The organism is Paenibacillus amylolyticus, from assembly GCF_047302515.1.
GTDB lineage: Bacteria > Bacillota > Bacilli > Paenibacillales > Paenibacillaceae > Paenibacillus > Paenibacillus amylolyticus_G.
This window is the reverse complement of sequence record NZ_CP168019.1, coordinates 4,471,488-4,489,666: the sequence shown is the minus strand read 5'-3', so window position 1 is coordinate 4,489,666 and position 18,179 is coordinate 4,471,488. Positions and strand designations below refer to the sequence as shown.

The 18,179-nt window shown below is 46.8% G+C and carries 14 protein-coding genes; all 14 read left to right on the top strand.

The genetic code is table 11. From position 1 onward, the window contains the following. Positions 1-2 precede the first annotated feature (2 nt). Positions 3-260 (top strand): DUF2577 family protein, encoded by a 258-nt coding sequence (locus ACDJ59_RS19655; RefSeq protein WP_017690156.1) that lies wholly within the window; start codon positions 3-5, stop codon positions 258-260. After that, a complete protein-coding gene (locus tag ACDJ59_RS19650) occupies positions 257-670 on the top strand; it encodes a DUF2634 domain-containing protein (RefSeq protein WP_413405085.1) in 414 nt (137 codons plus the stop codon). Before ACDJ59_RS19655 ends, ACDJ59_RS19650 begins: the two co-directional genes overlap by 4 nt. Further along, positions 663-1,721, top strand: coding sequence for a baseplate J/gp47 family protein (locus ACDJ59_RS19645; RefSeq protein WP_413405082.1), 1,059 nt, complete (start codon positions 663-665; stop codon positions 1,719-1,721). The genes ACDJ59_RS19650 and ACDJ59_RS19645 overlap by 8 nt, the downstream gene beginning before the upstream one ends. Beyond that, a complete protein-coding gene (locus ACDJ59_RS19640; RefSeq protein ID WP_413405080.1) occupies positions 1,718-2,263 on the top strand; it encodes a putative phage tail protein in 546 nt (181 codons plus the stop codon). Before ACDJ59_RS19645 ends, ACDJ59_RS19640 begins: the two co-directional genes overlap by 4 nt. Next, the gene (locus ACDJ59_RS19635; RefSeq protein WP_413405078.1) at positions 2,264-3,409 is read left to right on the top strand and encodes a tail fiber protein; all 1,146 of its coding nucleotides are present in this window, start codon (positions 2,264-2,266) and stop codon (positions 3,407-3,409) included. A 484-nt stretch (positions 3,410-3,893) separates the two neighbouring features. Continuing rightward, the gene (locus tag ACDJ59_RS19630) at positions 3,894-4,391 is read left to right on the top strand and encodes a holin family protein (RefSeq protein WP_221819101.1); all 498 of its coding nucleotides are present in this window, start codon (positions 3,894-3,896) and stop codon (positions 4,389-4,391) included. A gap of 133 nt (positions 4,392-4,524) precedes the next feature. Beyond that, on the top strand, positions 4,525-5,472 hold the full coding sequence (locus ACDJ59_RS19625; protein WP_413405075.1) for a glycoside hydrolase family 25 protein: 948 nt from the start codon (positions 4,525-4,527) through the stop codon (positions 5,470-5,472). A 936-nt stretch (positions 5,473-6,408) separates the two neighbouring features. Then, entirely contained in the window at positions 6,409-8,058 is a 1,650-nt protein-coding gene (locus ACDJ59_RS19620; RefSeq protein ID WP_413405073.1) for an ABC transporter substrate-binding protein, read from the top strand. Between the two features lie 208 nt (positions 8,059-8,266). Beyond that, positions 8,267-9,271, top strand: coding sequence for an ABC transporter permease (locus tag ACDJ59_RS19615; RefSeq protein ID WP_017690144.1), 1,005 nt, complete (start codon positions 8,267-8,269; stop codon positions 9,269-9,271). Positions 9,272-9,501: 230 nt separating this feature from the next. After that, positions 9,502-10,401 carry a nickel transporter permease gene (gene nikC, locus ACDJ59_RS19610; protein ID WP_074093899.1) on the top strand — a complete coding sequence of 300 codons (900 nt, stop codon included), beginning with the start codon at positions 9,502-9,504 and terminating at the stop codon, positions 10,399-10,401. 732 nt (positions 10,402-11,133) lie between these two features. Continuing rightward, positions 11,134-13,014: a molecular chaperone HtpG gene (gene htpG, locus ACDJ59_RS19605; RefSeq protein ID WP_413405071.1), complete on the top strand. Its 1,881-nt coding sequence runs from the start codon at positions 11,134-11,136 to the stop codon at positions 13,012-13,014. Between the two features lie 667 nt (positions 13,015-13,681). Next, positions 13,682-15,097, top strand: a complete 1,416-nt coding sequence (locus ACDJ59_RS19600) for a deoxyguanosinetriphosphate triphosphohydrolase family protein (protein ID WP_076209597.1) — start codon at positions 13,682-13,684, stop codon at positions 15,095-15,097. 21 nt (positions 15,098-15,118) lie between these two features. Then, entirely contained in the window at positions 15,119-16,144 is a 1,026-nt protein-coding gene (locus ACDJ59_RS19595) for an MsnO8 family LLM class oxidoreductase (protein ID WP_413405069.1), read from the top strand. Between the two features lie 285 nt (positions 16,145-16,429). Continuing rightward, a complete protein-coding gene (locus ACDJ59_RS19590; protein ID WP_413405067.1) occupies positions 16,430-18,142 on the top strand; it encodes a methyl-accepting chemotaxis protein in 1,713 nt (570 codons plus the stop codon). Positions 18,143-18,179: the final 37 nt, after the last annotated feature.

Genomic DNA, 18,179 nt, shown 5'->3' with positions numbered 1-18,179 from the left:
AAATGATGCTGGACGTGATTAAAAAGGCGGCGGTGGCCGCTGTAGATGCCAAGTCTCCCGTTCAGGTAATGTACGGAAGCGTGACAAACACCCAGCCTCTGGAGATTACCGTTGAACAACGGCTGGCATTGGCTGAACCTTTCCTGGTACTGCCAGAATCCGTAGTGAACAAAACTTGGACCGTGGGGGACCATGTCTTGTTATTACGTGTTCAAGGTGGAGACAGCTTTGTCGTGCTGGATCGGCTGGTGAATCCATGATTCCACAGGGTGCGCAGATTAGTGCAGAAGATCTGGAAGAAGCTGCTGTGCTTCCAAGTCTGACGTATGTATTTCAAGCTTCGGTACAACGAATTGGAAGGTTGCAATTGGAAGGAAAAGATGCGGTAAAACAGGCGGTGTATAAAGCGTTGTCTACACGCCGCTACGAGCATCTAATCTATTCTTCGGATTACGGCATGGAATGGTCCTGGGAAGGAATGGCCGGGAGATCCATGGTTGAATCGGAACTGGAACGCTGGATTCGCGAAGCATTGCTTCCGGATGATCGTATATCGGATGTAACGGAGTTCGATTTTGTCCACGAGGCTGACAGGGTACGGGTTTCTTTTACCGTGGAAACAGATTTTGGCAGCTTCAGGGAAGAGACGGAGGTGAACATGAATGTATGATGAGCAGACGTTTGAAGTCATTTTAAACCGAATGCTGGACAGGGTACCGGATGGTGTGGATAAACGTGAAGGCAGCATTATCTATGATGCGCTTGCGCCAGCGGCTGTGGAAATGGCTCAGATGTATATCGAGCTGGATGTGAACGCTAATCTGAAGTTTGCGGATACAGCTTCTGGAGAGTACTTAGATCGGGCAGTGGCTTGGTCGGGCATTAGTCGGAAAGCGGCCACGAAGGCACGTTGGGTTGGCAGTTTTCGGGATAACGAAGGTAAGCCTATTGAGGTTCCTTTGGAGAGTCGTTTTTCCACGGGGGATCGGGTGTACGTTATTGTGGAGCGCATCGCGGCAGGACGATATGTGTTGGAATGTGAGGTCGCGGGAGCGGAAGGAAATGAATATACGGGGGCGCTGCTGCCTATCGATTATATTGCTGGCTTGACGACGGCTGAATTGACACAGTTGCTGGTTCCTGGCGAAGACGAGGAAACGGATCAGGCCTTATATGATCGCTATCAGGACAAAGTTTCCCGTCCGGTTACGAGTGCCAACAAATATCAGTATGAGTTATGGGCACGGGAAAACTCCGGTGTGGGCAAAGCAAAGGCTTTTCCACTGTGGGATGGTCCAGGTACAGTCAAAGTGGCATTGCTGAATAATGAAATGCAAACACCTGCTGATGCGGTCATTAAGGCGGTGCAGGAGTATATCGATCCAACCCAGGATGGAATGGGCGAAGGTGCTGCTCCAATCGGACCTGTGGTTACGGTGGTGGGAGCAGAAGAAGTACCTATTGATGTGGAGGTACAGGTCACGCTTGCTTCTGGTTCAACGTACGAGGGCGTGAAGACACTGATTGAAACGGGAGTTACGGCGTATCTGAAAGAACTGGCTTTTGCCGATCCGTTGGTTCGTTGGACACGTATTGCCAATGTCATTCTGGATATACCGCCTGTGATCGACTATAGCGATCTGCTGGTGAATGCTGGTATGTCTAATCTGGAGATCGCTCCCGGCGCAGTAGCTGTTCTTGGGACGGTGAAGGTGACATGAGTAAAGCAGAGGTATTAATGACTCTTTTGCCCCCATTGTATGAAAATGTGCTGGAGATGCAGCTTCTCACGGAGACCGAAGGTGTAGAGCTGGACAAGCTTACGGTGGGTTTGGAAAGTGTGCTGGATCAATTCTACCCGGAGTCTGCGACCTGGGCATTGGAACGTTATGAGAGGGATTTGCAGATTCCGACGAATCAAGCCAAGCCAGACGACCAGCGGAGATCCGTGATCATCTCAAAAATGCGCGGCAGCGGCAAAGTCTCTGGTTCCATGCTCAAAAACGTGGCGCAGGCCTACGAAAGCGGTGGGATTGATGTATCCGTGTCGCCCGAGGAATACTTGATCCGAATTCGCTTCATCGACACTTGGGGCTTGCCGCCCAATCTGGACGATCTGAAGGCAGCGATTGAGGATATTAAACCAGCACATATGACCGTGGACTATCGTCTGCGGTATTTGACGATTGCGGAGGTTGAAAGCATGACGCTGGATGAGATCGAACAGACCCGACAGGATAAATTTGCAGGAGGTGGAGCATAAATGAATGAACCAAAAACACCGAATTTGGGATTGAACAAGATTGACCGTTCCTCGCCATCGACGACCTATTTTGATCTGGACAAGTATCTGGATCAGAACTGGGAGAAGGTTGATGAGGGTGTAGCGACTAAGCAAGATTTAGAGGAACTTCGTGAAGCGGTAGGGGAGATAGATGTTCCTGATGCGTCTTTGACACAGAAGGGGAAGGTGCAGTTGTCTAACAAAACAGACGGCGATAGAGAAGATGTTGCTGCTACTGAGAAAGCGGTAGGACTGGCTTTTCAAGCTGGAGTTGAGCGGAAAGCGGAAGTGGTTGCCGCGCTTAGCTCCATAGGTATATCCGCATCCACCAGTGAAAAATGGGAACAGCTTATCTCGAAAATGAAAGAAGTTTTACGAGCTGTAGGTGATGCTAGTCCATCTGATGTAAGGGCTGGTAAAAGTTTTTCTAATTCGGACAAAACAGATATTTTGGGTACTCTGCCAGAAAGAACGACTGGGCCTCTGACGATCACACCGGGCGTCAGCGCTGAAACGAGACCAGCAGGCATATACGGTGGCGATATCATCGTTCATGGAGAACCTAACTTAGTAAGTTCCAACATCGTAGTGAATAAATCAATCTATGGAGTTTCTGGTTCCCTAGTTCCCAATAAAATCACCGAATACACTACATTTACCAAACAAATTAATGAGGCTTCCAATTCAGGTACGGATTACAAGTATACAACTATACTTGAGCTAAACCCAACTAAGCGAAGTATCCTAACTTTCAAATGGTACGACGTAGAAAAGAACTATATCGCGGCTATCAATGCAGGTTCTGGTGATCAAGTATATGTTCAACTCGCCATACAAACACCTGGGCAGTCCCTAATACTACCAAATACATTCCAAAGTGCTACTAGCATGTGGGAAACGAGAAAACTACGAATTGGTAACATCGAAGTTGATATGACCACAGGTGGAAATATTACTTATATGGTCAATAACGACACATACACCGCAAAGCTGACAGAGGCGAAGCCAACTTGGGTTCGACTCTCACTTGTAGGCGTAAAGATGAACTCCGGTGGTGGTACGCCTAACATCAATAGTCGTGTAATGTCTCGGTTTGAAGGTCTAACCGTTATTGAATTTTATTAAGGAATGCCTTTGGAAATTTTACTGCTCTATGGGGAGTAAGCCTCAGTATGCTTGTTCTAAAAGTGTATGAATGTGATTGAAGCCTTAACCTTCAAAAACGGGATAGCTCATTTTTTGAGTAACAAGGCAGAGAAGTACTAATTATAATAAGTATTAATGTGTACCAAATAGCCCTATGAAGTGGTCAGAGGACTTTTCTTCTAAAAAGGGGTGAAGGTCATATTTAATAGAGTAGTTTTTAAGCGCTAAATATCCTTATTCGTCTTTGGCCGGGCAGTTTTCTGACTTATCAGAATCTACTGCAAAGAGGTAAATGACGGATTCGACGGTTATGGGATTTTGATACACGGTAGAGTTAATAATCTTGTGATAAATCTTTGAGCGCAGAATTGTGTTAGGTACTCACTTAAGTAATACTCATGAGTCAGTCCCAAATTTAAGTTCTGTGTCTTAAATTGATGTGAATGACAAGGGAGGTGAAATCATGGAAAGATGGGACACCCTATGGAAATGGGGAATTGCACTCATGAGCAGCTCTGTAACCTACTTCTTTGGAGGATGGTCAGGCGTCCTGGGAGTATTGCTCGTATTCGTCATCCTCGACTACCTAACTGGAATCGCGGCGGCGGGTATGAGTGGCAAGTTAGAGAGTAATGTTGGGATGTTCGGCATCGCCCGAAAGGTATTTATATTTGCAATGGTATCGGTGGCTCATCTGGTGGACGGTGTTCTGGGAGACGGACATTTGTTCAGGGATGCGGTCGCCTTTTTTTATATCGCAAATGAGTTGTTGTCCATTATCGAGAACGGGGGCAAGTTGGGCGCTCCCATTCCGCCGGTGATTCGGCAAGCCATTGAAGTGCTCAAGGGTAAAGGGGGGACAGGGGAACTCCCCGGTAACTTCTCCCCAAGTGCCAAAGACTCTTTTTCACAGGCAGACCCGGATGACATAGATTCACAGGCTGGAGATAGTAAGAAGTAATGCGACTATAGCAAGTTAGCACGTGAATCTACACATAACTCAACATATCAGGGACATGCACACAAGCAACCCCTGATCCAACCGCATTAACTATATACAAACGGCAATTTGCCGCATAAAGGGTGTGAGAAACATGCAAACGAGAAGTTCGAGCAACACACAGGGCATTGACGTCTCCCGGTATCAGGGCAATATTGACTGGGCGAAGGTGAAGGCAAGTGGCATGACATTTGTATTCATCAAGGCGACTGAGGGACAGACATATACCGATCCGAATTACCAGAAAAATGTAATAGGAGCACTGGCGGCGGGCTTGATGGTGGGAACGTATCACTTCTTCCGCGCGACATCTACCGATGGTGCCAAGGCAGAAGCGGTGCATTATGCTAACACACTTAACAAAGTTGGGGGCGCCAAAGCGTTACAACTGCCACCCGTCATGGACTACGAGAACAACCCCGGCAACCTGAGCAAAGCGCAGATGAATACAGTTGCCAAAGCTTTTTTAACCGAATTACAACGTCTGACAGGTGTAAAACCGATCATATACACAGGCAATTCATTTGCCGGGAATTTTGACACATCACTCAGCTCATACGATCTGTGGATCGCTCGTTACAGCAACACCCGTGTACCGGAAGACCAGCCGGCATGGAAGCGTTGGACGTTCTGGCAGTATACGGATTCGGGCAAGGTGAATGGCATTAGTGGCAACGTGGATATGAATGAATTCGAGGGAACAGCGGCACAACTCAGAGCAAGATACGCAGCAGCTACTCCAAAACCACCGGAGCCATCTAATCCCACGAATCCAAGTAATCCGAATCCACCAACCGTACCACCGAAAGGGGGCGAACCGATGACAGCCGAAGAGAAAGCAGCGTTTGATGCACTCAAATCCCAGGTCGACAAACTGCAGGCGCGTCAGCAAATGGAAGTTCCAGTATGGGCAAAAGCAGCTGTGGATGCAGCACTGGCATATGACACCAAAAATCCATTGTTCAGCATCGATAATGGGGCGAGTTATGATTTTTACCGTTTTATTACCGTGATGCATCGCAGAGGTTTGTTTAAAAAGTGAGCTGATTCTTAGCAAATTATAATGTTGATTTTATCTGAATGTGGATTGAGTGGAGAAGGAACACGAGACGTTTTTTGTCGAACTGTGTTCCTTTTTTGTGTTTTGTGTAAGTAATATTAACGCATATAATAAAGTTGAAGACTTATGTCTGTAAATCTCTTGTCTAATTGATTAATGTGATGTAAAGTAAGTTACACGAAATTGTTTTTCACCACAGTTTATTTACACAATCCTCCTCATCATGACAAAACCATAACATATGAAGTTATTGTAATGTCTCCCTGTTGTACAATCCAACATCTCAAGATGACTCGCTCATACGTTTTACACATCCAATCTGCAAGATAAAGCCACCGATTTAACAACTTACACGATTCATCAAACAACCTAGCCTATGTTGAGTTTCTTTCATCCGTATTGCTAACGAACGATAACGATACCTAATCCGGTCTCCACACTCCATGCTCAACACGACACGCTCAAGGAACAGACTTTATTGCGTAGCCAGCAGCGTAGTATCCATATGCCCATCTGTATTTTCGATCTACCAACTTAAACCTGCTCTTACCAGTCCATAACCGTTCACTGTTGCTTATTGACCTAAGTTCAAATAAAACGCAACAATTTCATTCAATTTCATAGATTCATCTCACAAGATACGTTGTAGAACCTTTTTCTTTTTCTATAAAAGTAATCAACCAACGTCCTCAATCCTGTGCACGATGATCTGATATTTACCTGTACTCCATACATATCCGATGCTGTTTTTACATTTTATACACATGCCTTACTTTTCCCAGAACTTTAATTCAGGTATCGCAGGCATTTAAAGCCTTTTATATGATACATAGCACCAAATCGATTGCCAACATTGGAGATCTTTCATGCCAGCATCACACACATTATGAGACAGGGAAGGGTGTTGTACGTATGCGAATGAGAAAGAAATGGATGTCCGGTTTTTTGACTCTGGCTTTGAGTACCGTCTTGGTGTTGTCAGGCTGTTCGAGCAATGAGGGGGCTGGGAATTCACCTGCTCCGGCGGAAGGCAGCGAGCCACCAGCCGAGGTGACAGAAGCGCAAGATACGATGATTATGGGGCGTGGCGGGGATTCCGTTGCACTCGACCCGGCGATTATAACAGATGGGGAGTCGCTGAAGATTGGGCATCAGGTGTTTGATTCATTGCTGGACTACAAGGAAGGCGGAACAGAGGTCGTTCCTGGACTAGCAGAGAGTTGGGAGATTTCGGCGGATGGGCTCAAGTATGTGTTTAAGCTGAAGTCCGGTGTGAAATTCCATGATGGAACTGACTTCAACGCTGAGGCTGTTGTGTTCAACTTCAACCGCTGGGGCGATCCGGCGAGTGAATATAAATTCGAAGGAGATTCCTTCGATTATTACGACTCCATGTTTGGTCCAGAGGATGGACGTGTGATCAAGGAAGTGAAGGCGACGGACGAGACTACGGTGGAGTTCACATTGAACCAGCCACAAGCACCTTTCCTGCAAAATATTGCGATGACGCCATTTGGCATTGCCAGCCCAACCGCGATTCAGGAGAAAAAAGAAAACTTCAAGAGTGAGCCTGTGGGCACCGGCCCATTTGTATTCAAAGAGTGGAAGCGTAACGACTCCATTACCTTGGAGAAAAACGCGGATTATTGGAAAGAAGGACTGCCGAAGCTGAACAAAGTGATCGTGCGTTCCATTCCGGATAATACCGCTCGCTTCAATGCCCTGCAAAACGGCGAGATTGATGTCATGGAAGACCTGAACCCAGACGATCTGTCCATCCTTGAAGGCAATAGCGAGTTGCAGAAGATCGAGCGTCCACCGTTCAACGTAGCGTATATCGGCTTTAACTTCAAGAAGAAACCATTTGATAATGTGAAAGTCAGACAAGCCCTCAACCATGCGGTGAACAAGCAGGCCCTGATTGATGCATTCTTTGCTGGACAAGCTGAGCCTGCTGTCAACCCTATGCCGCCAACGCTGTGGGGATACAACGATACCATTGAGGATTACCCATATGATCTGGAAAAAGCAAAAGCTCTACTGGCCGAAGCAGGCTTCCCTGACGGGTTGCCTGATCCGATAACCTTCTATGCGATGCCGGTATCCCGCCCGTATATGCCTGATGGCAAAAAGGTGGCCGAGGCGATCCAGGCCGATTTTGAGAAAATCGGAGTGACCGTCACCATCGAATCACCGGAGTGGGCAACGTATCTCGAAGATACAAAGGCCGGGGAGAAGGACGACATTTACATGCTCGGATGGACAGGTGACAATGGTGACCCAGATAACTTCCTGTATACACTGCTGGATAAAGATGCCATTCCAAGCAACAACCGCAGTTATTATGTAAACGAAGAGTTGCATGTGTTGCTGACGGATGCGCAGAAAGAAACAGATCAGGAGAAACGTGCGGAGCTTTACAAACAAGCGCAGGCAATTATCAAGGAAGACGCACCGTGGATTCCTCTGGTACACACGACGCCAATTCTGGCAGGTAAAGCAAATCTGAAAGGTTTCGTCCCTTCTCCACTGGGCACCGAATCCTATGCCGGTGCTTATTTTGAGTAAGCTGTAAGCTGAACTTATCCATTTCAGGATAAATGCGATCTGAAGATGGCACTACAGTTCGGAGTGAATACGTTTTAATTCTTTCTATCAAAGCGCTGGTGAGACGCAATGCTTGGCAGAACCCACATCCGGACGTAACTATCCAAAGCATGCGTTTCTGCCGGCGCTTTTTATTTTTGCACGATATGTCGAAGGCAGGTGAACAGGATTGAACAGCTATATTGTCAAACGTGTGCTTGTGTTGCTGCCCGTACTGCTGGGCATGACCCTGATTGTCTTTTCCATCATCCACGCCATTCCGGGTGACCCGGCCGAGACCATACTTGGGCAAAAGGCAACCGAACAATCCAAGCAGGCCCTTCGTGACCAGCTCGGTCTGGATAAACCTTGGTTCCAGCAGTATTTCGCCTACTTGGGCGATTTGCTCAAAGGCGACCTGGGAACATCCATCCGCACCAAGGTGCCTATTGCCCAGGAAATTGTGCCTTATCTGACAGCAACCCTTGAATTAACGATGGCCAGTATGTTGTTTGCTGTCATTATTGGGGTGAATGCCGGGATTGTCAGTGCATGGAAGCACAACTCCTGGTTTGATTATTGCTGTATGGTCATTGCTTTGGTGGGTGTATCCATGCCGATCTTCTGGCTCGGTCTGATGGAACAATGGTTGTTCGCGAACAAGTTGCAGTGGTTGCCATCCATTGGACGCATGAATGCGCGTGATCCGGTGGAAGCCATTACGGGCTTGTATGTGCTGGATACGATGATTGCTGGACAATGGAATCAGTTGTGGACCGTAACGAAACATTTGATTCTGCCAAGTGTTGCACTGGGAACGATTCCAATGGCTGTTATTGCCCGGATGACCCGTTCCAGCATGCTGGAAGTGATGAGTTCCGATTACATTCGTACAGCAAAGGCGAAGGGACTGGGGCCGTTTTTTGTTGTATATGGACATGCGCTCAAAAATGCGTTTATTCCCGTGCTCACGGTTATCGGCATCCAGACCGGATCGTTGCTCGGGGGGGCGGTGTTGACCGAAACGATCTTTGCCTGGCCGGGCGTGGGACGTTATATATATGAAGCGATTAGTTCGCGGGACTATCCGGTGATCCAGAGTGGCATTCTGATCGTAGCGTTCTTTTTCGTGGTGATCAACTTGATTGTGGACTTACTTTACGCCGTGTTCGATCCTCGGATTAGTTATAAATAGGGAATTGATCAAGAACCAATCTGCAGAAGCGAAGTTAAAAATTTTCTGAAAGAAAGCCACATCGGAAGCATAGGCCGCGCATTTACCACCATTTTTTCACCTTTAAAAAGGTGGATCAATAAAATCTGGGGATAACAGCGATCAGAAGATGGTACTGCAATCGTAGTGCTTGAGTGTAATAGAATTCGTTGATCTTTTGCTATATTCATGTTCAAGAAAGGAGACGCCGCATGGCCAAATTATCGACCAATACCGGACCATCCATTGACGCTGCGTCGGCGAGCACATCCGGTCCATGGCGGGAAGCGTGGAGAACGTTTCGGAGAAATCGGCTTGCGCTTGCAGGTCTAATTATTATCGTATTTTTTATCCTGTTGGCCTTCCTCGCGCCATATATCGCACCTTACGATTACAAGGAACAGGTGCTGGTGGATCGGCTTCAGGCCCCTTCGGCAGAGCATTGGTTTGGTACCGATGATCTGGGGCGTGATGTGTTTTCCAGAGTGCTGCATGGGGCGCGTATTTCCTTGTGGGTGGGGTTCTTCTCCGTCATTGGTTCCATTATCGCGGGCACGTTGCTTGGTTTAATTGCAGGATTTTATGGAAAATGGGCGGACATGCTCATCTCGCGATTATTTGATATTTTGCTCGCATTTCCTGGGATTTTGCTGGCCATCGCCATTGTGGCGATATTGGGCCCGTCGTTGCAAAATGCACTGCTCGCCATCGCCATCGTGAACATCCCGACCTACGGAAGATTGGTGCGTTCACGGGTACTCAGCTTGAGACAGGAGGAATTCATTACGTCGGCACGGACACTTGGAGCGGGCAATGGGCGAATCTTGTTTCGCCACATTTTGCCTAATAGCCTTACTCCGCTGATCGTGCAGGGTACACTTGGAATTGGGACGGCAATCATCGAGGCTGCTGCGCTCGGATTTCTAGGCATGGGCGCGCAACCACCCGACCCGGAGTGGGGTAAAATGCTGTCGGACTCCCGTCAATTTATACAAAAAGCACCGTGGACACTGATCTTCCCCGGCGTTTCCATTATGTTGACCGTTCTCGGCTTCAACCTCATGGGGGATGGACTGCGCGATACCCTTGATCCGAAAATGGCGAAAAAGTAAAAGTTTCTAATTCTAACCGTAAGTGTATTTCCCCATGCCGGTTCGAACTTTGGTTCGAGGCGGCTTTTGTTTTACCCGCGGGATTACGTTAAAATGATTGGTGATATGCAAAAGTTGAAGGGTTATTCGATCTTTTTGTTAAAATAACCTCCTGCGTATTGACACCCAATTTTCCCATATGTTATATAAAAGGAAGGGTTTAGCACTCCGATCATTAGAGTGCTAACAGATGATGTTTTTACGATACGCCTACATATGGAATGATTCTGTTTTCGAAAATAGATATTTGAACCTGAGTAGGACATACGTAGCCAAGGAAAGCAACAGAATCTGAAGAAGCGAAATGTTTGCTTGATCAACAGAATCCATTTAAATAGAAGGCTCTAATCCTCAAACAAGTTCCTGATCAAATGCGAAAGTAGTTCAGGGGACGAAATCGATTTGGAGGAAGCAGAGCGTTCGCCTTTATCACCGGATTTCTCCCTTTTAAAAAAGGGAATCAAAGAAATACGGGGATAACAGCGATCCGAAAAACGATTCGTAACCGGAACGGCTACATTGCAGAGCGTCATGCATTTTTGAAGATTAGCCAATCTATTGGATCTGATGATCAAGCGTGTAAGCTTCGAATGATTTTCTGGCACCCGTAAGTTTTGCATGAAAAACTCAAGGATTACTTTCTATTTTCAACTGAATCATTCGATATCCAATTTGAAAGGAGTCCAACCACTCATGGCTAAAAAAGAATTCCAGGCAGAATCCAAACGTTTGCTGGATATGATGATCAACTCCATTTACACCCAAAGAGAAATCTTTTTGAGAGAATTGATCTCCAACTCCAGTGACGCCATTGATAAAATTTATTACAGAGCACTTACGGACGAGGCGCTTGTTTTCAACAAAGAGGACTACTTCATCAAGCTCACGATCGACAAAGAAAACCGCACGCTCACACTGACAGATACCGGTATTGGTATGACGCAGGAAGAGCTGGAGAACAACCTGGGGGTTATTGCGAAGAGTGGTTCCCTGGCGTTCAAGAAAGAAAATGAAGCAAAAGACGGCCACAACATCATTGGACAATTCGGGGTTGGTTTCTACTCGGCATTTATGGTGGCGGACAAGCTGACCGTAACAAGTAAAACGCTGGGCAGCGACGAGGCTTGGAAATGGGAGTCCGAAGGCGCAGATGGTTACACGATCACACCAGCTGAGAAAGATTCCGTAGGTACAGAGATCGTTCTGACGATCAAAGAAAATACCGAAGAAGATTCGTATGACGAATTTTTGGAAGAGTACCGCCTGAGATCCATCATCAAGAAATACTCCGACTTCATTCGCTACCCGATCAAGATGGATGTAACGGGTCAACGTCCGAAAGAGGGCACAGAGAACGAGTTCGAGGAATACCAAGAAGAACAAACCGTGAACAGCATGGTGCCGATCTGGCGTAAAAATAAAAGCGAACTGACCGAAGAAGACTACAATAACTTCTATATGGAAAAACGCTACGGTTTTGACAAACCGCTCAAACACCTGCACATCAGCGCAGATGGCGCAGTGGTATACAATGCGATCCTGTTTATTCCGGAGAACACACCGTTTGACTACTATACCAAAGAGTATGAAAAAGGCCTCGAGCTTTACTCCAACGGTGTATTGATCATGGATAAATGCGGGGATCTGTTGCCAGATTACTTTGGATTTGTTAAAGGTATGGTGGATTCGGAAGACCTGTCCCTGAACATTTCCCGTGAGATGTTGCAACATGACCGTCAGCTTAGCCTGATCGCGAAGAACATCAAGAACAAAATCAAGAGCCAACTGCAAAGCCTGCTGAAGGACGAGCGTGAGAACTACGAGAAGTTCTACCAAGCGTTTGGACGTCAGTTGAAATACGGCGTATACAGCGACTATGGTGTGAACAAGGATACATTGCAGGATCTGCTGTTGTTCACGTCTTCCAAAGAGAGTAAACTCGTGAGCCTGGACGAATACGTCTCCAGAATGCCGGAAGATCAGAAGTACATCTACTATGCATCTGGTGAATCGATTAGCCGTATTGAGAAGCTGCCACAGATCGAGGGTGTTCTTGAGAAAGGGTACGAAGTATTGTACTTTACCGATGACATCGACGAGTTCGCAATCAAGATGATCACGAACTACAAGGAGAAAGAATTCAAATCCATCTCCAGTGGTGACCTGGGTATCGAAGATAGCGCGGACAAAGAAGAAACGGACGCGCAGGACAACGACAACAAAGAGTTGTTTGAAGCAATGCAAGCTCAATTGGCGGGTAAAGTCAAAGCGGTTAAAGCTTCCAAACGCCTCAGAAGCCACCCGGTATGTTTGTCCACCGAAGGTGAGCTGACGATTGAAATGGAGAAAATCCTGAAAGCTATGCCGAACAGCGAAAACGTACAAGCCGACAAAGTGCTCGAAATCAACGTAAATCACGATGTCTTCAAATCGTTGAAAGACGCTTTCGCGCAGGATCAGGAAAAGCTGAACCTTTACACAAGCCTGTTGTACCATCAGGCATTGCTGATCGAGGGATTGCCAATTCAAGATCCAGTAGAATTCACCAACGATATCTGTAAGGTTATGGTGTAAAAATCCTTCGTACAAGGGTGCGATAATATCCTTGATGCAAAAGTTCATGTAGCTTCAAGAGTAGACTGCGTGAACATTAAGTTTAGTAGCTAAATCGCGACGCTGCATCCACCATATTCATCCGACAGGGCATTTCCGTCCTGTCGGTTTTTGTTTTTTACCCACAACGGGGAGGGTGCAGGGGAGGCAGACTATCATTGAAGCAAATGATGATATTATAAGTTGAACTTGATCTTCACTCAATTTTAGCGAGATAACTGGTGAATACCATTATTGTATTTAAATGACAGTAAAAGTAGTGAAGGGGACGGAATCGATTCTGAAGAAGCAAAGCGTTCGCCTTTGTCTCCGGGTTTTTCCCTAGTAAAGGGAATTCAGAAAACCTGGAGACAACAGCGATCATAAGAACGATCCGTAACCGGAACGGCCACGCAAACTGTATAAGTCACTTTTTTTCATCATTAGTCACGATAGTGTGAGTTCAATATGAATCATTGTCATTTAGATGCACGGATGATAGTCTGGCAGGGTATAATAAGAGAAGATGACTGTTCATTACAAGTTGATGTAAGAAGAGATGACAATCGCAGACAGGTTTTACTTTTCGAAACCACAGATGTTGTGTATAATCACTCAAAATAGAGACAGTCGGCTAGGAGTGATCCCCATGCAATGGAACGATCTGAGAGAACATAGACAATATCCTGAATTAACCAAATTGGATGGATCTCGTGCAGCGTATGAACGGGACTATTCGAGACTCATTCATTCACCGACCTTCCGTCGGTTACAGGGCAAATCGCAGGTGTTTGGCGCAGGAACGGGTGATTATTATCGTACTCGCTTGACCCATTCCCTGGAGGTGGCACAGATTGCACGAGAGGCTGCCCGAAGTCTGATTCGCCGTTTTCCAGAGGTAGACTGGGACCGCGCGGACAACCCCGGCCTTATTATTGATTCAGAAGTGGTGGAGTGCGCTGCAATCGCACATGATTTTGGTCACCCGCCGTTTGGACATAAAGGTGAAGAAGTATTAGATGGTATTCTGGATGACCTCATCAACACCGAGGCTAAGAAAATCATGAAAAAAAGCCGCAGCGCCAAAGTTCCCAAGGTCGAGTCTGAAGTCCGTGCCGAGTTAAAACGGAAATACGAGCATTTTGAAGGCAATGCGCACAACTTCCGTCTCATTATGCACTTGGAGAAACGTGAAGATATCGATGGACTGAATCTGTCTGATGCGGTATTACTAGGGATAAACAAGTATCCGTACCCTGGGACAGAGAGCAAAAAAGGCATGTATCATCATGAGTGGCAATATATTCGGGAGATCCGTGATCGCTGGAACGTGCCGGCAGGCAAGAAGACGCTGGAAGCACAGCTGATGGACCTTTGCGACGATATTGCGTACTCCTCACATGACTTGGAGGATGGCATCAAAGCAGGCAAAATTGAAGTCCATGAGCATTTCCTGCAAGATCCGCATGTGAATCGACTGATTGTGGATAAAATTACAACGCTGGAGGATCTGTTCTGGAACGGATGGACCCGAGAAGCGATTGGGCAAAAGGTAGAAGAGGTCCTCGCTTCGTTCCTGCGCATCTGGAATGAGAAGATGCCATTTTGCGAGCATGATTACTCGCGTACTCGTCGTGAAGTGAAAGCCTACTGGGTGAGCTTTTTTGTAGGAAGCCTGGGCGTTATTGACGACGGTGACTGGAAGAAGGTAACTTTTGTCCGTGAAGGGGCTGAAGACCTTGATATGCTGCGTACGGTGAGTGTGCTCAAGAGTTTTGCCTGGGTAACCATGATTCGTGACCTGCGTGTGCAGCGGCTACAGAAGCGCAGTGAGTGGATGATTAAGCGATTATGGGATGCATTCCTGGATCCGGAAACGTCCAAATCCATTATTCCATCCGACTGGCTGCAGCGATATGAGAAGGATCAAGCCAAAGCCCAGCCGATCTGGACTTGGGAACACATGGTTATCGATTACATCGCAGGAATGACGGATGCATTTGCCGAGAAAATATATAATGAACTATACGGTCTGAAGGTGGGTTCCATCTACGATCTGGATTAAAACTAACCGATATAAAGGGAGATGAGACGCGTGGCTAAGCGAATGAGTGAGACGTTCAGTCTGGGCGTACTTGACCTTGTGCCAAGGTTGAACGATGCCACAGCGGAACAGGCGCTTCAACAATCGGTGACACTTGCGCAACATGCCGAGGCTTGGGGATACGCCCGATACTGGACGTCAGAGCATCATGATATGGCTGAACTGGCATCGGCCTCTCCCGAAGTACTGTTATCGCACATCGGAGCAAGGACAACAACGATCCAACTTGGCTCTGGTGCGGTCTTGTTGCCGCATTATAGCCCGCTCAAGGTTGCGGAGTCGTTCCGCCTGCTGGCTGCGCTCTATCCGGGGCGCATTGAGCTTGGGCTCGGACGTGCTCCTGGCGGTGGACCTCATGCCACGATGGCACTCAGTGGCAATTACTTGCAGCATGTGACCAAGCTGCCTGAATCGCTTGCAGCACTCACAGAATTGCTCGAAGACCGCTACATGTACGAGGATCATCCCGTGACAGCTCGTCCGATTCCCAAGCTTCCGTTATCACTCTGGATGTTGGGAACAAACGTGAAGAGTGCAGAATTTGCGGCACGGTTTGGCATGGGATATGTATTTGGTCAATTCATGAGTGATGCCGATGGTACAGAGGCTGTAAGGCGATACCGAGAAGGATTTATTCCTAGTGTAACTATGAAGGAGCCTGAGGTTATGGTGGCAGTCAGCGTATTGTGTGCCGATTCAGAGACGGATGCTATGGCCTGGAGTCGTGACATGGCGGAGAGACGCGAGGCAAATGGGAAAGAACGTTCAACCGAGCCGAATTCAATTGGTATCGCGGTCTCTAATACGAATGATGAAGCCGTTAGTGATCAAAATGAATCGGTACGGCACTATGCAGGTACACCTGAGCAGGTATGGGCTCGATTGCAACAGGTGAGTCGCAGGCTGGATACGAAGATGTTGCTTCTGGTTACGTCAGGACCAGATTATGAGCGCAGGTTGGATTCATATCGATTGCTGGCTGAGCATAAGACGGCAATACTGAACTAGGCGGATCGTTTTATGATGTTAGCCGTTGAAATCCGAACAAACCGAAGAGCTGCAGATCGGGACTTTACCGTATGCTGCAGCTCTTCGGTTTGGACTTTGTCAAGATTCAACAATCTTTTACAAAACCAAGCATCTTAATGACAAAATAATGTTATAATACTTTACGTCTATTTTCCTATCGATATAATATAGAGAAGTTCTTTTGACAAGAGGTCAAAAGAAGGGGAAAACAATGACATAAGCACCTGAATTCGGGATGACCGAAGAGGTCAAGGGGGAAATCATATGTTCAGCAGATTCAAGATCAAGAGTATCGGTCTGCGTATCAGCATCGCGTTCTACTTGTTAATCCTCTGTTTAATTATTTTGAGTGTCACGATTGTCACCCGGATGAATTCAATTGAAACCAACACTAATGAAATTACGAACAATTGGATGCCATCAATCCAGCAAATTAACCGGTTAAATTATACCACAGAACATGTTCTGTCACTAAGTTATCGTCACTTTGACGCGGATGAAACAGACAAGGCATTTTTGTCAGAAGAGCGTACCAAGTATATTCGTGAAACGACGCAGGCGATTAAAATCTATGATCAGCAGGAGAAGTCTGCGGAAGAGCTCGAACACTGGAATGCGTTCAAGAACAAATGGGAAGCGTATCTCAAGATTAATACGCAATCGATCAAGCTGAGTGATGAGGGTCAGACACAGCTGGCGAAGGAAGTAGCTGATAAAGGTGCTGATTCCTTTGACACCATGCAAGTCGATCTTGATTATCTCGTGGAATACAATCAGGAACAGTCCAATCTTGCGGCGGCCCAAACGATCAGATCGGTACAGGATGGTAGATTAATCATCATTATCGGTGTTCTTGTCATGATTGCCATTACAGCGATCAGCATTCCGATTATTCGTTCACAGGTCGTGAAACCACTGCTACGTGTCATTAGTGCGGTGAAACTGATTGCAGAAGGACAATTGAATGTTCAGGACATACATACCAAACATGAGGATGAAGTTGGTGTTCTGGCCAAAGCGGTGAATGACATGAAAGGTAACCTGACTTCCATGGTTCTGAGCGTCAGACGAATTGCGGAAGCTGTTAATCTACAAAGTGGGGAACTGGCAATATCCTCAGAAGAGGTTAAGATTGGTAGTCGCCAGATTGCTGTGACAATGGAAGAGTCAGCCAAGGCCGCAGAGAGCCAGGCAGAGACAGCCGTGGAATCAGCCCGTACGGTTGAAGCTTTGAATGATCACATTCAGAATCATACGGAACAAGGCAGCCAGCTACGCGTCATGTCGGATCTTGTACTGGAGCAAGGGTTGAATGGTCACAAGGTGATGGAACAATCAGTGCAGCAGATGCAACAGATTTCCGGTTCGGTCTCTGCTTCCATGAACAAGATGGAACGATTGAATCGTAAAAATGAAGATATTTCCAAGCTGGTTCAGGTCATTCATGACATTGCACGCCAAACCAATCTGCTGGCATTAAATGCCTCCATTGAGGCAGCGCGTGCGGGAGAGAGTGGACGCGGATTCGCCGTAGTGGCATCAGAAGTGAGGAAGTTATCTGAGGCTGTGCAGACTTCGGTTGAAGAGATCACGGCGATTACCGAGGATATTCAGCAGGAGTCACAAGGGGTGGTTGCGGAATTACGTACGAACGTTCAGGAGACCGAACTGGGTCAGGAACATGTGCTTACTTCAGGTCAACTCTTCCGTACAATTAATGAATCGGTGGAAGGCATGGTTGGTGTCATCAGCACTATGACAGATGGACTGGCAGGCATGCAGGAAGCAAGCGGACGAATGAATGATTTCAGTCAGCAGATTTCCGCTGTTTCGGAACAATCGGCAGCGAGTGTGGAAGAAGTTTCTGCATCGGCGGAAGAGCAGGTAAGTTCCATGGAGACGATTAGCGGCAACATTCAAAGTCTGAAAGAATTATCGGAAGATTTGCTTACATCCATTGAAAAATTAAAAATATAACCTTCTTCTTATAATAGAAGAAGCTGGAATCACGCAG

What these genes read in the sequence shown, in the direction of transcription:
- ACDJ59_RS19655 (WP_017690156.1), top strand. Translation starts at nt 3, where the DNA reads ATGATGCTGGACGTGATTAAAAAGGCGGCGGTGGCCGCTGTAGATGCC.
- ACDJ59_RS19650 (WP_413405085.1), top strand. Translation starts at nt 257, where the DNA reads ATGATTCCACAGGGTGCGCAGATTAGTGCAGAAGATCTGGAAGAAGCT.
- ACDJ59_RS19645 (WP_413405082.1), top strand. Translation starts at nt 663, where the DNA reads ATGTATGATGAGCAGACGTTTGAAGTCATTTTAAACCGAATGCTGGAC.
- ACDJ59_RS19640 (WP_413405080.1), top strand. Translation starts at nt 1,718, where the DNA reads ATGAGTAAAGCAGAGGTATTAATGACTCTTTTGCCCCCATTGTATGAA.
- ACDJ59_RS19635 (WP_413405078.1), top strand. Translation starts at nt 2,264, where the DNA reads ATGAATGAACCAAAAACACCGAATTTGGGATTGAACAAGATTGACCGT.
- ACDJ59_RS19630 (WP_221819101.1), top strand. Translation starts at nt 3,894, where the DNA reads ATGGAAAGATGGGACACCCTATGGAAATGGGGAATTGCACTCATGAGC.
- ACDJ59_RS19625 (WP_413405075.1), top strand. Translation starts at nt 4,525, where the DNA reads ATGCAAACGAGAAGTTCGAGCAACACACAGGGCATTGACGTCTCCCGG.
- ACDJ59_RS19620 (WP_413405073.1), top strand. Translation starts at nt 6,409, where the DNA reads ATGAGAAAGAAATGGATGTCCGGTTTTTTGACTCTGGCTTTGAGTACC.
- nikC (WP_074093899.1), top strand. Translation starts at nt 9,502, where the DNA reads ATGGCCAAATTATCGACCAATACCGGACCATCCATTGACGCTGCGTCG.
- htpG (WP_413405071.1), top strand. Translation starts at nt 11,134, where the DNA reads ATGGCTAAAAAAGAATTCCAGGCAGAATCCAAACGTTTGCTGGATATG.
- ACDJ59_RS19600 (WP_076209597.1), top strand. Translation starts at nt 13,682, where the DNA reads ATGCAATGGAACGATCTGAGAGAACATAGACAATATCCTGAATTAACC.
- ACDJ59_RS19595 (WP_413405069.1), top strand. Translation starts at nt 15,119, where the DNA reads ATGAGACGCGTGGCTAAGCGAATGAGTGAGACGTTCAGTCTGGGCGTA.
- ACDJ59_RS19590 (WP_413405067.1), top strand. Translation starts at nt 16,430, where the DNA reads ATGTTCAGCAGATTCAAGATCAAGAGTATCGGTCTGCGTATCAGCATC.